Origin of the sequence: Pseudomonas sp. CROZ-RG-20F-R04-15 (assembly GCF_022662375.1) — a bacterium.
In the GTDB taxonomy this organism is placed as follows: domain Bacteria; phylum Pseudomonadota; class Gammaproteobacteria; order Pseudomonadales; family Pseudomonadaceae; genus Aquipseudomonas.
The window spans coordinates 417,669-430,947 of sequence record NZ_JAKNQL010000001.1; the positions used below are offsets into that span (position 1 = coordinate 417,669).

The 13,279-nt window shown below is 60.0% G+C and carries 11 protein-coding genes; 8 read left to right on the plus strand and 3 right to left on the minus strand.

Annotation, left to right across the window (positions count from 1 at the left end):
• Positions 1-111: 111 nt before the first annotated feature.
• The 5 genes from L8H52_RS01810 (at position 112) to L8H52_RS01830 (ending at position 5,358) form a co-directional block, all read left to right on the plus strand.
• On the plus strand, positions 112-1,416 hold the full coding sequence (locus L8H52_RS01810) for a homoserine dehydrogenase (RefSeq protein ID WP_007908972.1): 1,305 nt from the start codon (positions 112-114) through the stop codon (positions 1,414-1,416).
• Positions 1,417-1,482: 66 nt separating this feature from the next.
• A complete protein-coding gene (thrC, locus tag L8H52_RS01815) occupies positions 1,483-2,892 on the plus strand; it encodes a threonine synthase (RefSeq protein WP_242205028.1) in 1,410 nt (469 codons plus the stop codon).
• 120 nt (positions 2,893-3,012) lie between these two features.
• Positions 3,013-4,386, plus strand: a complete 1,374-nt coding sequence (locus tag L8H52_RS01820; RefSeq protein WP_242205026.1) for a transporter substrate-binding domain-containing protein — start codon at positions 3,013-3,015, stop codon at positions 4,384-4,386.
• 116 nt (positions 4,387-4,502) lie between these two features.
• Positions 4,503-4,910, plus strand: a complete 408-nt coding sequence (locus L8H52_RS01825; RefSeq protein WP_242205024.1) for a response regulator — start codon at positions 4,503-4,505, stop codon at positions 4,908-4,910.
• Positions 4,911-5,076: 166 nt separating this feature from the next.
• A complete protein-coding gene (locus L8H52_RS01830; protein WP_242205022.1) occupies positions 5,077-5,358 on the plus strand; it encodes a DUF3509 domain-containing protein in 282 nt (93 codons plus the stop codon).
• Between the two features lie 176 nt (positions 5,359-5,534).
• Here the strand turns inward: L8H52_RS01830 and L8H52_RS01835 are convergent, their stop codons facing one another.
• Both L8H52_RS01835 and L8H52_RS01840 read right to left on the minus strand, forming a co-directional pair.
• The gene (locus L8H52_RS01835; protein ID WP_242205019.1) at positions 5,535-6,515 is read right to left on the minus strand and encodes a TIGR02285 family protein; all 981 of its coding nucleotides are present in this window, start codon (positions 6,513-6,515) and stop codon (positions 5,535-5,537) included.
• Positions 6,442-7,641: a CaiB/BaiF CoA-transferase family protein gene (locus L8H52_RS01840; protein ID WP_242205017.1), complete on the minus strand. Its 1,200-nt coding sequence runs from the start codon at positions 7,639-7,641 to the stop codon at positions 6,442-6,444. Before L8H52_RS01840 ends, L8H52_RS01835 begins: the two co-directional genes overlap by 74 nt.
• 146 nt (positions 7,642-7,787) lie before the next feature.
• On the opposite strand from L8H52_RS01840, the gene L8H52_RS01845 reads away from it, so the two are divergent.
• From L8H52_RS01845 to L8H52_RS01855, 3 genes are all read left to right on the plus strand, one after another.
• Positions 7,788-8,330 carry a YaeQ family protein gene (locus L8H52_RS01845; protein WP_007908961.1) on the plus strand — a complete coding sequence of 181 codons (543 nt, stop codon included), beginning with the start codon at positions 7,788-7,790 and terminating at the stop codon, positions 8,328-8,330.
• Positions 8,331-8,385: 55 nt separating this feature from the next.
• Positions 8,386-10,095, plus strand: coding sequence for a single-stranded-DNA-specific exonuclease RecJ (recJ, locus tag L8H52_RS01850; RefSeq protein ID WP_242205015.1), 1,710 nt, complete (start codon positions 8,386-8,388; stop codon positions 10,093-10,095).
• A 196-nt stretch (positions 10,096-10,291) separates the two neighbouring features.
• Positions 10,292-11,398 (plus strand): NADH:flavin oxidoreductase/NADH oxidase, encoded by a 1,107-nt coding sequence (locus tag L8H52_RS01855; protein ID WP_242205013.1) that lies wholly within the window; start codon positions 10,292-10,294, stop codon positions 11,396-11,398.
• Positions 11,399-11,577: 179 nt separating this feature from the next.
• Here L8H52_RS01855 and L8H52_RS01860 read toward each other — a convergent pair whose 3' ends face one another.
• A complete protein-coding gene (locus L8H52_RS01860) occupies positions 11,578-13,206 on the minus strand; it encodes a glucan biosynthesis protein D (protein ID WP_242205011.1) in 1,629 nt (542 codons plus the stop codon).
• Positions 13,207-13,279: the final 73 nt, after the last annotated feature.

Below are 13,279 nucleotides of genomic sequence, written 5' to 3' on the forward strand. Positions count from 1 at the left end.
CCGTGACGATCATGGTCCGGCAGCCACATCGCCGGGCCATTAATAGAGAGCCGCGAGCACGCGGTTGTTTTCCGGCCGACTCCGTGTCGGCCGTTTTATGGGGAGTTCACAGTGAATCCGGTCAAAGTAGGCATCTGTGGGTTAGGGACCGTCGGTGGCGGTACCTTCAACGTACTTCAGCGCAACGCCGAGGAAATTGCTCGTCGTGCCGGGCGTGGGATCGAAGTGGCACAAATTGCCATGCGCACGCCAAAGCCTCAGTTCCAGACGACCGGTATTGCGATTACCAACGATGTCTTCGAAGTGGCCACGAACCCTGAGATCGACATCGTCATAGAGCTGATGGGCGGCTACACCGTTGCCCGCGAGCTGGTACTCAAGGCCATCGAGAATGGCAAGCATGTGGTCACCGCGAACAAGGCTCTGATTGCCGTTCACGGTAATGAAATTTTCGCCAAGGCTCGCGAGAAAGGCGTGATCGTGGCGTTCGAAGCGGCCGTGGCCGGTGGCATTCCGGTGATCAAGGCGATCCGTGAAGGCCTGTCCGCCAACCGCATCAACTGGGTCGCCGGGATCATCAACGGCACCGGCAACTTCATCCTCACCGAAATGCGCGAGAAGGGCCGTACCTTCGAAGACGTGCTGGCCGAAGCGCAGGCACTGGGTTACGCCGAAGCCGATCCGACCTTCGACGTTGAAGGCATCGACGCCGCGCACAAGCTGACGATTCTGGCCTCGATCGCCTTCGGCATTCCGCTGCAATTCGACAAGGCTTACACCGAAGGCATCACCAAGCTGACCACCGCCGACGTGAACTACGCCGAAGCGCTGGGTTACCGCATCAAGCACCTCGGCGTGGCGCGCAGCACTGCCGCTGGCATCGAGTTGCGCGTACATCCGACGCTGATCCCGGCCGATCGTCTGATCGCCAACGTCAACGGCGTGATGAACGCAGTGATGGTCAACGGTGACGCCGCCGGTTCGACGCTGTTCTACGGTGCTGGCGCCGGCATGGAGCCAACCGCTTCGTCGGTGATCGCCGATCTGGTCGACGTGGTTCGCGCCATGACTTCCGATCCGGAAAACCGTGTACCGCACCTGGCCTTCCAGCCAGACTCGCTGTCGGCCCATCCGATCCTGCCGATCGAAGCCTGCGAAAGCGCTTACTACCTGCGCATTCAGGCCAAGGATCATCCGGGTGTGTTGGCTCAGGTGGCGAGCATCCTCTCGGAGCGCGGCATCAACATCGAGTCGATCATGCAGAAGGAAGTCGAGGAACACGACGGTCTGGTGCCGATGATCCTGCTGACCCACCGTGTCGTGGAACAGCGCATCAACGATGCGATCGCCGCCCTCGAAGCGCTGGCCGGCGTCAATGGTCCGGTTGTACGGATCCGCGTCGAGCACCTGAACTAAGTCGTTGTCCTGCAGTGGCCCCGTGCGCGGGGCCGTTGTTGTGAACACTCTCCATTGGAGTCAGTCATGCGTTACATCAGTACCCGCGGCCAGGCACCGGCCCTGAATTTCGAAGAGGTCCTGCTGGCCGGTCTTGCTACCGACGGCGGTTTGTACGTCCCGGAAAACCTGCCACGTTTCACTCAGGAAGAAATCGCTTCCTGGGCCGGCCTGCCGTATCACGAGCTGGCCTTCCGGGTGATGCGTCCGTTCGTCACCGGCAGCATTCCCGATGCCGATTTCAAAAAGATTCTTGAAGAAACCTACGGTGTGTTCGCCCACAGCGCCGTCGCGCCGCTGCGTCAGCTGAACGGCAACGAATGGGTGCTGGAGCTGTTTCACGGCCCGACCCTGGCGTTCAAGGACTTCGCCCTGCAACTGCTCGGTCGTCTGCTCGACTACGTGCTGGAAAAGCGCGGCGAGCGCGTAGTAATCGTCGGCGCCACCTCCGGTGATACCGGTTCGGCCGCCATCGAAGGCTGCAAGCACTGCGAAAACGTCGACATCTTCATTCTGCACCCGCACAACCGTGTGTCCGAAGTGCAGCGTCGCCAGATGACCACGATTTTCGGCGAGAACATTCACAACATCGCCATCGAAGGCAACTTCGATGACTGCCAGGAAATGGTCAAGGCGAGCTTCGCCGACCAGAGCTTCCTCAAAGGCACGCGACTGGTGGCGGTGAACTCGATCAACTGGGCGCGGATCATGGCCCAGATCGTTTACTACTTCCACGCAGCCCTGCAGTTGGGCGGCCCGGCGCGTTCAGTGTCGTTCTCGGTACCGACCGGCAACTTCGGCGACATCTTCGCCGGTTACCTGGCACGCAACATGGGCCTGCCGATCAATCAGTTGATCGTCGCCACCAACCGCAACGACATCCTGCACCGCTTCATGAGCGGCAATCAGTACGTCAAGGACACCCTGCACGCCACGCTGTCGCCGTCGATGGACATCATGGTCTCGTCGAACTTCGAACGCCTGCTGTTCGACCTGCACGGTCGCAACGGTGCGGCGATCGCCGGCCTGATGGATTCGTTCAAGCAGGGTGGCGGTTTCAGCGTTGAGCAAGAGCGCTGGACCGAAGCGCGCAAACTGTTCGACTCGCTGGCCGTGGATGACGCGCAGACCTGCGAAACCATCGCTGAAGTGTACGAGCAGACCGGCGAAGTGCTGGATCCGCACACGGCCATCGGCGTTAAAGCCGCGCGCGAATGCCGCCGCAGCCTGGACATCCCGATGGTCATTCTGGGTACCGCTCACCCAGTGAAGTTCCCAGAGGCTGTAGAGAAGGCCGGTGTAGGAAAAGCGCTCGAACTACCTGCACATCTTTCTGATTTGTTTGAGCGAAACGAGCGCTGCACCGTTCTGCCAAATGAGCTGAAAGCCGTGCAAGCCTTTGTCAGCCAGCATGGCAACCGCGGCAAGCCGCTTTAAGCCTGCAAAAGCTGTCACATTTTGAAGCCCGTCTCCTGACGGGCTTTTTTGTTTCTGCTGCCACACTGCTCGGGTTTTCACCCACGAAGGACGGGTGAGTCGATCACGAAGGAAGTGGCAATGCTGTTTTATAGAGGTTTGATACCGGCACTGAGTGGGCTGTTCTTGTTCGGATTGCTGGCTTTGACGCGCAGCAGTGTGGCGGCGCAAATGGCGATGCACGACGATGCCGTGGCGTTCAAGGTCCAGCCGATCGAGCTGGCCGCGCACGAGCGTCAATGGATTCGCGACAATCCCAAGGTAACGGTGACGTCGGTGCAGTACCCGTTGTATCTGTTTCAGGATGAGCATGGGCAGTGGAGCGGTTTGAACAACGATGTGCTCAAGCGTGTAGCGGCAATGACCGGGTTGCAGTTCGTGCATCAGGAGTCGTTTTCCACCGATCACATGCTCGAACGCCTCGAGAGTGGGGCGGCGGATATCAGTACGACCCTGGCCATGAGCGAAGAGCGCAAGGCGTTTCTGGATTACAGCCACGCATTCGGTGGCGCGGGCTGGGTGTTCGTCGGTCGTGCTGACGCGCCCCGGCTGGAGTCGTTCGAGCAATTGAGTCAACGGGTGCTGGTGCTGCCGGCGCGGCATGCACTGGAAGACATGATCAGGCGTGATTTTCCCTCGATCGAGATCCGCTCGGTCAAGACCTATGCCGAGGCACGGGCACTGGTCGAAAGCGGAGAGGCTTACGCCACCATCGAAAACGAAATCGGTGCGCAGCTTTATCCCTTGGGCTTGCTCAAGGTAGGCGGGGTGGTCGAAGGCAAATGGGAGGCGGATAACCTGGCTGTACGCAAAGGCATGCCAGTGCTGCTGAGTATTCTCAACAAGGCCCTTGAGGCGTTTCCTGCGGCGGAATTACGGGCGATCCGCCTGAAATGGCTGGAAGGTATTGCGCCTGCGCCGGTGCCATCAGTCTGGCAACAGCTGCTCGAATGGGGTTGCTGGGGCATGGGCGGACTTGGCGTGTTCGGTCTGCTGTCGCTGATATGGAATCGGCGTCTGACAGCGGTGATCAAACTGCGGCGCGCGGCGGAAAAGGATCTGGGCGATCAACTCGCATTCCAGCATGCATTGATCGACTCCATGCCGGATCCGGTGTTCGTCCGTGATCTGCAAGGGCGGCTGATCATGTGCAATCGCAGCTATGAGGAGGCGTTGTCGGTGCGACTGGATCAGGTGCTGGGCCGCTTGCTGATCGAAGTCGATGCGTTGCCCGAGGCGACGGCGCGGATGCTGCACGACGAGTTCATGGTGCAATTGCGCACGCGCAAATCACGTTTCAGCAAACGGCGATTGCAATTCAAGAGCGGCCCCCGTGAGGTGTATCAGTGGACGGTGCCGTTCTACAGCGCCGACGGCAAACTGCGCGGGCTTTTGGGTGGCTGGACGGACATCACTCAGCGTCGCACAGAGAGCGGGTGTCGATGTCCGCATTGAAGATGGGAAATGTCCTATACGACGCGGCTACTTTTCCGATGGGAGGCTTAAGACGGCTGCCCTAGAGTGACAACAACTGCGGTGAGAGTCCGCGATTGTCGCTTCAGAGGTCGCTTATGCGCTCGCTTAAAGTCCTGATACTTGAACCCAATCCGTTCCAGCTGATGGCGTTGCATCAAATGCTCAATGCCATCGGCATCTATGACGTACTGACGGCGCCGTCGCTGGCATCGGCCTTGTCTTCGCTGAGTCATCGTGGCGTGGTCGACATAGCGATTTGCGACCCGCAACTCAAGGGTGGCGATGGCCTGGCGCTGATTCATCATCTGGCGGTTGAGCATGAGGCGCGTGCGCTGATCCTGCTGGGAACGGTCGCGCCGAGCCTGCTTAACGACCTCGAACCAATGCTGTGCGAGCACCACCTGCGGCTGCTGGGGCGTCTGCAAACCCCGGTGTCGGCGGTGCTCATGCGCGGTTTGCTCGACAGTTACCTGATGGCTGCATCGCCACCGCTCGGGATTTGACGAGGGCAGTTATTTTACTGTCATCTTCGCCGTGCATGCTCTGACAGACCGGTGACGCTCCAGGGTGGGGGCGATCGGTATGCAGAACTTTCTTCTCGGGCCGGTGGTCATTTATTGTGAACACGCCCCAGGCACACAGTTTTCGGACTATTGAGTGGAGATCGAGATGGAAAGTATCAGTCTATTGCTCGGTGAGGCTCTGAGCCCGTATCAGGTTTCGTTGTCTCCGTGCGGTACCCATGGCGAATGCCTGGTGACCTTGAAGAACAGCCAAGGCGCCATTGTCGTGGAACGCGAATTCAATCAGGCACAATTGGCCGACAAGCGTCAGTTGACCGATGTCGTTGACGGCCTGCACCGCGATGTCCTGATTGCCGAAGGACGGCTGGAGCCCTGTGTGATCGCGGCGTTGCGCAATGCAGCCCTGGACAAACGTCCGGCGCTGTAAAGATGAAATATTTTTTGTGGGAACCTTCCTGCATCCCTGTCAGTCAGACCTCGTAACAGCAGGATCAAGCATTGTGCTCCGGTGCTTGTCGCTTGCTGCTACGGGTCTTTATGTAGACCACGTTTAACCCCGAGTCGTCTCCCCACTTCTCGGGGTTTCTTTTGTCTGCGATTTGCCTACTGCGCGGCCTGACGTTCGAAGAATGTGCGGGCCTGTTGCAGATAATCCGCCTGTCGCTCGGGGTCCAGCCACGCGGCGTAGAGCTGATTGAGATGTTCGTGGGGCAGGGTGCGCAGCAGTTGGTTGATTTCGCTGATGGCCTGGCGTCCCAGGGTGGTGTCGGAACACGCCACGTAGCCTGAGAGATATTTTCCGGTGCCGCGAATCGGATAAAACTCCAGTTCATCCTCGGCGATCTGCGCCTGTCTGGCCTGATAGCGGATTTCCGGCCAGTAACCCAGCACCACCTGCAAGCGGCCCAGACGCTGCATCGACAAAAGATTGGTCAGTGCATCGTTACCGTAATGGGGCGTCAGTGCGCCGCTGGGTGCCTGATGCAGAATGTTGTCGATAAATTCGCCATAACTGCGCTCAGCGACCACGCCGACTTTTCTGTCGGTGGCGGCCAGCAATGCCGACAGGTCGACTTCGCCGTTCACCAGATAAGGTTCAAGGACCGAGCGATCTTGCTGGCGCACCACCAGACCATTGCTCACGGCGCGGATCGCCGGAATCGAATACGCGACCCACTGCGCGCGCTCCTTGTTCCACAGCAGCGCAGGATCACAGGCAAACGGGTTTTCATGGAGCATCTGCAGACCACGGGCGCGATTGACCCGCATCAGCGTGTGTTCGTATTGCGGCATGCCGGCGATCAGCAACGGCATCAGTTGGTCAATCACCCCCTGACCCTTTTTCGGACCTTCGAAAATGGTCAGTGGCGGCAAGTCGCGCAGCAGCCAGATCAACTTCGGTTTGGCCTGTGCTCCCGTCGACAGAGCGAGCAAGAACAACAGGCCGAACAGCCGCCACGTCCACCAGTGATGGGCGCGGTTGGCGTGCGATGGCGGCCGACGCTTCAGCTTAAATGGCTCCGTCTTCGCGCAGCTTGGCGATCTGTTGCTCGTCGTAGCCAAGGTCGTGAAGTACCTGCGCATTGTGTTCACCCAGTTGCGGCCCGACCCATTCTGAACTGCCCGGTGTGTCAGAGAGTTTCGGCACGATGCCCGGCATCTTGAAATCTTTGCCGTCGGGCAGTTTGGCATGCAGGAACATTTCCCGGGCCAGGTACTGCGGATCGTTGAACATGTCCTCGGCGCTGAAGATCCGGCTAGCCGGCACACCGGCCTGATTGAGCCGGTCGAGTACGGCTTGCAGTGGCAGCGAGTTGACCCAGCGATCGATCACCCCATACAACTCGTCGCGGCGACTGTCGCGCCCGTCATTGCTGGCCAGTACCGGATCGTTGGCGAGGTCTTCGCGGCCGATGATCAGCATGAAGCGCTTGAAGATCGCATCGCCGTTGGCGCCGATCTGCACGTGCTTGCCGTCGGCGCTGGTGTGGATAGAGGAGGGCGTGATGCCGGGCATGATGTTGCCGGTGCGCTCGCGGATAAAACCGAACACATCGAATTCCGGCACCATGCTTTCCATCATTGCGAAAATCGCTTCGTACAACGCCACATCGACAACCTGGCCTGTACCGCCGTTGACTTCGCGATGACGCAGCGCCATCAGCGCACCAATCACGCCCCACAGCGCGGCAATCGAATCGCCGATGGAAATCCCGGTGCGCACCGGCGGCCGGTCTTCGAAACCGGTGATGTAGCGCAGACCGCCCATGGACTCGCCGACCGCGCCGAAGCCCGGTTGATCTTTCATCGGCCCGGTCTGACCGAAGCCGGACAGGCGCACCATCACCAGTTTCGGGTTCAGCGCGTGCAGGGTTTCCCAACTGAGGCCGAGTTTTTCCAGGACGCCGGGGCGGAAGTTCTCGATAAGGATGTCCGCTTCACTGAGCAATTTTTTCAGGATCGCCAGGCCATCGGGATGCTTGAGGTTCAGGGTCAGCGACTTTTTGTTGCGCGCCTGAACGAACCACCATAAGGATGTGCCTTCGTACAATTTGCGCCATTTGCGCAGCGGATCACCGCCGTCCGGTGACTCGATCTTGATCACTTCGGCGCCGAACTCGCCGCAGATGCGCGAGGCAAAGGGCCCGGCAATCAATGTACCCAATTCAATGACTTTCAGACCCGAGAGCGGTTTGCTGGTGAACGGCATGCGAAATCCTGTAGGACAAGGCTGAGCGGATACAGCGTTTTAACATAGCCGGCTGTCAGACGCCGCAGGTTGATCGCCATCAATTCGATGATTGCCTACCGCATCGGTTAGACTTGCCGACTTTCCTCGTATCAAGAAGCCCGTTCATGGCCCAGCCGTCCACTACCTACAAGTTTGAACTGAACCTCACCGACCTCGACCGCAGCGTCTACGAGAGCGTCAAGCAGACCATCGCCCGTCACCCTTCGGAAACCGAAGAGCGCATGACCGTGCGCCTGCTGGCCTACGCGCTCTGGTACAACGAGCAGTTGTCGTTCGGTCGTGGTCTGTCAGACGTGGACGAACCTGCGTTGTGGGAAAAGAGCCTGGATGACCGTGTTCTGCACTGGATCGAAGTCGGCCAGCCAGACGCCGATCGTCTGACCTGGTGCTCGCGTCGCACCGAGCGCACCAGCCTGCTGGCCTATGGCAGCCTGCGCGTCTGGGAAACCAAAGTGATCCCGGCGATCAAGAACCTGAAAAACGTCAACATCGCTGCCGTCCCGCAAGAAGTGCTGGAAACACTGGCCAAGGACATGCCCCGCGTCATCAAGTGGGACGTGATGATCAGCGAAGGGACGATCTTCGTCACCGACGACCGTGGTCAGCACGAAGTCCAGTTGCAATGGCTGCAAGGTGAGCGCGGCTGATCCCGCGCCTTCAACTGATTAATCCCACGTATTAAAGAGAAGTCTCCGTCACCCCATGCGTATCGAACCTCGTCAACTGCCCGAAACTCTGCCTTTTCTCGGTGATATTCCGCCGCTTCTGACCCGCTTGTATGCGGCGCGGGGCGTGCAGTCCGAGGCGGAGCTGGACAAGAGTCTGGCGCGGTTGATCCCGTTCCAGCAGCTCAAGGGCATCGACGCCGCGGTGGACTTGCTGGTGACGGCGCTGGAGCAACGCCAGCGCATCCTCATCGTCGGCGACTTCGATGCGGACGGTGCAACGGCCAGTACGGTCGGCATGCTCGGCTTGCGTTTGCTCGGTGCGGCGCACGTCGATTATCTGGTGCCGAACCGCTTTGAATATGGCTACGGCCTGACCCCGGAAATCGTCGAAGTCGCTTTGACTCGCGAGCCGCATTTGCTGGTCACCGTCGACAACGGCATCTCCAGCGTCGAAGGTGTGGCGGCGGCGAAAAAGGCCGGGCTCAAAGTGCTGATCACCGACCACCATTTGCCCGGCGATGAACTGCCGCAGGCCGATGCGCTGGTCAACCCGAACCAGCCTGGCTGCGAATTCCCGAGCAAGGCGCTGGCCGGCGTCGGGGTGATTTTCTATGTGTTGATGGCGTTGCGCGCGCGTTTGCGCGGTCTCGGCTGGTACGAGAACAAGCCGCAGCCGAACATCGGTGAACTGCTTGATCTGGTGGCGCTGGGCAGCGTCGCCGACGTGGTACCGCTGGACGCCAACAACCGGATTCTGGTGCACCAAGGCCTTGAACGCATTCGCGCCGGTCGCGCACGGCCGGGGATCAAAGCGATCCTTGAAGTGGCCAAACGTGACGCCACGCGCATCACTTCCACCGATCTCGGTTTTATCGTCGGCCCGCGCCTCAACGCTGCCGGTCGTCTGGATGATATGAGCCTGGGCATCGAATGCCTGCTCACCGCCGACACCAACCTGGCCCGGGAAATGGCCGCGCAACTGGACGGCATGAACCAGGATCGCAAATCCATCGAGCAGGGCATGCAGCGTGAAGCGCTGGCGCAGCTCAAGGACTTGCCGGTGGAGTCGATGCCGTTTGGTCTGTGCCTGTTCGATCCGGAATGGCACCAGGGTGTGATCGGCATTCTCGCGTCGCGGATGAAGGAGCGTTATTTTCGTCCGACCATTGCCTTCGCCGATGCCGGTGATGGCTTGCTCAAGGGCTCGGGCCGCTCTGTTCAGGGCTTCCATATCCGTGATGCCCTGAGTGTGGTCGCGGCGCAGCATCCGACCCTGATCGCCAAGTACGGTGGCCACGCGATGGCCGCCGGTCTGACCCTGCCGCAGGAGAATTTTCCGCTATTCGCCGAGGCCTTTGACGCTGAGGTGCGTAGGCAACTTCGCGAGGAAGACCTGACCGGGCGCATGCTCTCGGACGGCACGCTGGCGGTCGAAGAATTCCACCTCGAACTGGCTCGTGCCCTGCGCCATGCCGGGCCTTGGGGGCAGCATTTCCCGGAGCCGCTGTTCCATGGCGTGTTTCAGTTGGTTGAGCAGCGCGTAGTCGGTGAACGACACCTGAAAGTGGTGCTGAAAAGCGAGTGCGGTTCGGTGAAGCTGGACGGTATTGCCTTTGGGATTGACCGGGATATCTGGCCGAACCCGACAATCAAGTGGGTTGAACTGGCTTACAAGCTCGACGTTAACGAGTTTCGGGGGAATGAGACCGTTCAGTTGATGATTGCCCATATCGAACCGCGATAGTCCTTTCACACACTGAATCACTCTGAACCCTCCCTCATCCCCGGTTGTCGACTAGGCTCTAAGCACTGCTTGATTGGCCTTGTGACGTCTTGTCGAATTTTTTGCCCGCGGGGGCGGGTGCTGCACCTTTTTCCTGTCACTCGTCGACTATTCAAACAGAACCCTGGAGCCTGCCCACTGATTTGAGAGGTGCCCCATGAGTCTGCTGCTTGAACCCTTCACCCTGCGCCAACTGACACTCCCGAACCGCATCGCAGTATCGCCGATGTGCCAATACTCCAGCGTCGACGGCCTGGCCAACGACTGGCATCTGGTGCACCTCGGCAGCCGTGCGGTGGGTGGTGCCGGTCTGGTCTTCACCGAAGCCACAGCGGTCACGGCCGACGGGCGGATCACCGCCGAAGACCTCGGCCTGTGGAACGACGAACAGATCGAACCGCTGCAACGCATCACCCGTTTCATCACCTCTCAGGGCGCCGTCGCCGGCATTCAACTGGCCCACGCCGGGCGCAAGGCCAGCACTCATCGGCCGTGGATCGGCAAACATGGCAGCGTCAAACCCGATGACGGCGGCTGGACCCCGGTCGGGCCGTCGCCGATTGCCTTTGACCCACAACACACGCAACCGAAACAGCTGGATGAAGGGCAGATCGCCGACGTTATTCAGGCCTTTGTCGATGCCGCCAAACGCGCGTTGAAGGCGGGTTTCAGTGTGGTTGAGGTGCACGCGGCGCATGGTTATCTGCTGCATCAGTTTCTCTCGCCGCTGAGCAATCAGCGCCGCGATCAGTACGGTGGTTCGTTTGAAAATCGTATTCGTCTGGTGCTGCAAGTGACTGAAGCGGTGCGGGCTGTCTGGCCTGAGGAGTTGCCGCTGTTTGTCCGTGTGTCGGCCACAGACTGGGTTGAAGATGGCTGGAACCCGGATGAAACCGTCGAGCTGGCGCGCCGTCTGCACACCCTTGGCGCCGATCTGATCGACGTGTCGTCGGGCGGAACCGCAGCCAACGCCGAGATTCCGGTGGGGCCGGGTTATCAGACGCGCTTCGCCGAGCGTGTACGCAAGGAGTCAGGCATCGCCACCGGCACTGTGGGAATGATTACCGAGCCGGCGCAGGCCGAGCACATCCTGCGCACCTGTCAGGCCGACATCATCTTCCTTGCTCGCGAGCTGCTGCGTGATCCGTACTGGCCGCTGCATGCTGACGATGATCTGGGCGGCCGCCAAGCGGTGTGGCCAGCGCAGTATCAGCGCGCGACGCATCGGGATCAGCCGATTCACGAGTCTGATTTGCGCGATTGAGTGGGTAGCGGTAAAGCAAAAAGCCCCGGTCAGTGATGGCCGAGGCTTTGTTTTTTGTCTGCTGAATGTTGTTTTGCCTGGACCGCCTTCGCGAGCAGGCTCGCTCCCACAGGGGAATGCATTCCAAGTGTGGGAGTGAGCCTGCTCGCGATGAGGCCCAATCAGACGCTAGAGAACCATTAAGGGTATTTGCGTTTGTCCGGCGCCGGCGGGAAGTACTGGTACAACCACGTCTCGCTCAACGTGCGGTCATTGGTGCGGATAAACAACCGCAGCTCCACCGGCTCAACGCTGTCGCTGGTCGGGTACCAGTCAAACAGGATCCGGTAACCCTTGATGTCATCCAGCACCAAGACGCTGAAATCCTGCACCTTGCCGTTCGAGCACGTCACCACCGGCTCAATCCCGGTGCCCTGCGGCAGTCGATCCAGACCGCCACCGGTGAAGTCCACAGCAAAACGACGTGCCCATACCGGCGGGTAATGCTCGCCCGGTGCCCAGCCTTCGACGAAACCGCCCATGCCGGAACGAGTCGCCTGCACCCGCGCCAATGGCGTGCTCACCGGGGGCAGCGCGCTCCAGTAAAGCTTGTAGCCATAGTTCAGCGAATCCCCGGCAGCCACCGGTTTTTTCGGGGTCCAGAACGCGACGATGTTGTCGAGCGTTTCGCCGGTGGTAGGAATTTCCAGCAGATCGATAGACCCTTCGCCCCACGCGGTGGTCGGTTCGACCCACAGGCTCGGGCGCTTGCTGTACCAGTCCACGGTGTCCTGATAGTTGGCGAATTCGTGGTCGGTTTGCACCAGACCGAAACCTTTCGGATCGGTGTCGGCAAACGCATTGAATTGCAGGGTCGCCGGGTTGTTCAGCGGACGGCAGATCCACTCACCGTTGCCGCGCCACATGGCCAGACGATCCGAGTCGTGGATCTGCGGGTGAATGGTGTCGCACATGCGGCGTTCGTGGTTGCCGCAGCTGAACATGCTGGTCATCGGCGAGATGCCCAGTTGCTCGATGGCGGTGCGCGCATTGATGTGCGCGTCGATCTCCATCACCACGCGCTCGGCCTGGCAATCGATATCAAAGCGATAGGCGCCGGTCGCGCTCGGCGAGTCGAGCAGGGCGTAGACCACAAAACGCGTGGCGTTCTGATCCGGGGTCTCGAACCAGAACTTGGTGAAGTCAGGGAATTCTTCGCGCTTCTTGGCGTAAGTGTCGATCGCCAGACCGCGCGCGGAGAGGCCATATTGGCCAGTCGCATCGACCGCACGGAAATAACTGGCGCCGAGGAAGGACACCACGTCGTGGCGATCGAGTTCCGGTGCCTTGAACAGTTTGAAGCCGGCAAAACCCAGGTCGCCTTTCAACTGTTGAGTGTCGACCGAGGTGTTTTCATAGTTGAACAGCGCCGGACGGAAATGCACCTCGCGCGCGGTACGAGTCTTCGGATCGACGCTGTACATGCGCACCGGCTGGCGGAAACCCATGCCGACGTGGAAGAACTGCACGTCCAGTTGGCCCTTGTTTTCCTTCCACAGCGAATGCTCGCCGTCGTAACGGATCGCGTTGAAGTTTTGCGGGGTCATGGTCGCCAGCGTCGGCGGCAGCACCTGTTTGGTGTCCTGGTAGGCGCTGCCAGCCAGTTGCTTGGCCTGGCGCTTGAGCGCCTCGAAATCAAACGCCTGCGCCTCGCCATCGGCGGCACCACCATTGGCCGCCCATGCGCGGGTAGCCAGCAGGCCAGTGGCCGAAAGACCGGTGTAAGCCGCAATGGCCATGGACGCTTTGAGCAAATTCCTGCGGTGCATAAATACAACCTGTCGTGTGCAATCCCGCGCCGTTCCTGGCACGTGCTGGATCAGAAATAACGGTTCGGACAAG

Coding starts and splice junctions, on each gene's coding strand:
- thrC (WP_242205028.1), top strand. CDS start 1,483: ATGCGTTACATCAGTACCCGCGGCCAGGCACCGGCCCTGAATTTCGAA.
- L8H52_RS01820 (WP_242205026.1), top strand. CDS start 3,013: ATGCTGTTTTATAGAGGTTTGATACCGGCACTGAGTGGGCTGTTCTTG.
- L8H52_RS01825 (WP_242205024.1), top strand. CDS start 4,503: ATGCGCTCGCTTAAAGTCCTGATACTTGAACCCAATCCGTTCCAGCTG.
- L8H52_RS01830 (WP_242205022.1), top strand. CDS start 5,077: ATGGAAAGTATCAGTCTATTGCTCGGTGAGGCTCTGAGCCCGTATCAG.
- L8H52_RS01835 (WP_242205019.1), bottom strand. CDS start 6,515: ATGCGCAGGTACTTCACGACCTTGGCTACGACGAGCAACAGATCGCCA.
- L8H52_RS01840 (WP_242205017.1), bottom strand. CDS start 7,641: ATGCCGTTCACCAGCAAACCGCTCTCGGGTCTGAAAGTCATTGAATTG.
- L8H52_RS01845 (WP_007908961.1), top strand. CDS start 7,788: ATGGCCCAGCCGTCCACTACCTACAAGTTTGAACTGAACCTCACCGAC.
- recJ (WP_242205015.1), top strand. CDS start 8,386: ATGCGTATCGAACCTCGTCAACTGCCCGAAACTCTGCCTTTTCTCGGT.
- L8H52_RS01855 (WP_242205013.1), top strand. CDS start 10,292: ATGAGTCTGCTGCTTGAACCCTTCACCCTGCGCCAACTGACACTCCCG.
- L8H52_RS01860 (WP_242205011.1), bottom strand. CDS start 13,206: ATGCACCGCAGGAATTTGCTCAAAGCGTCCATGGCCATTGCGGCTTAC.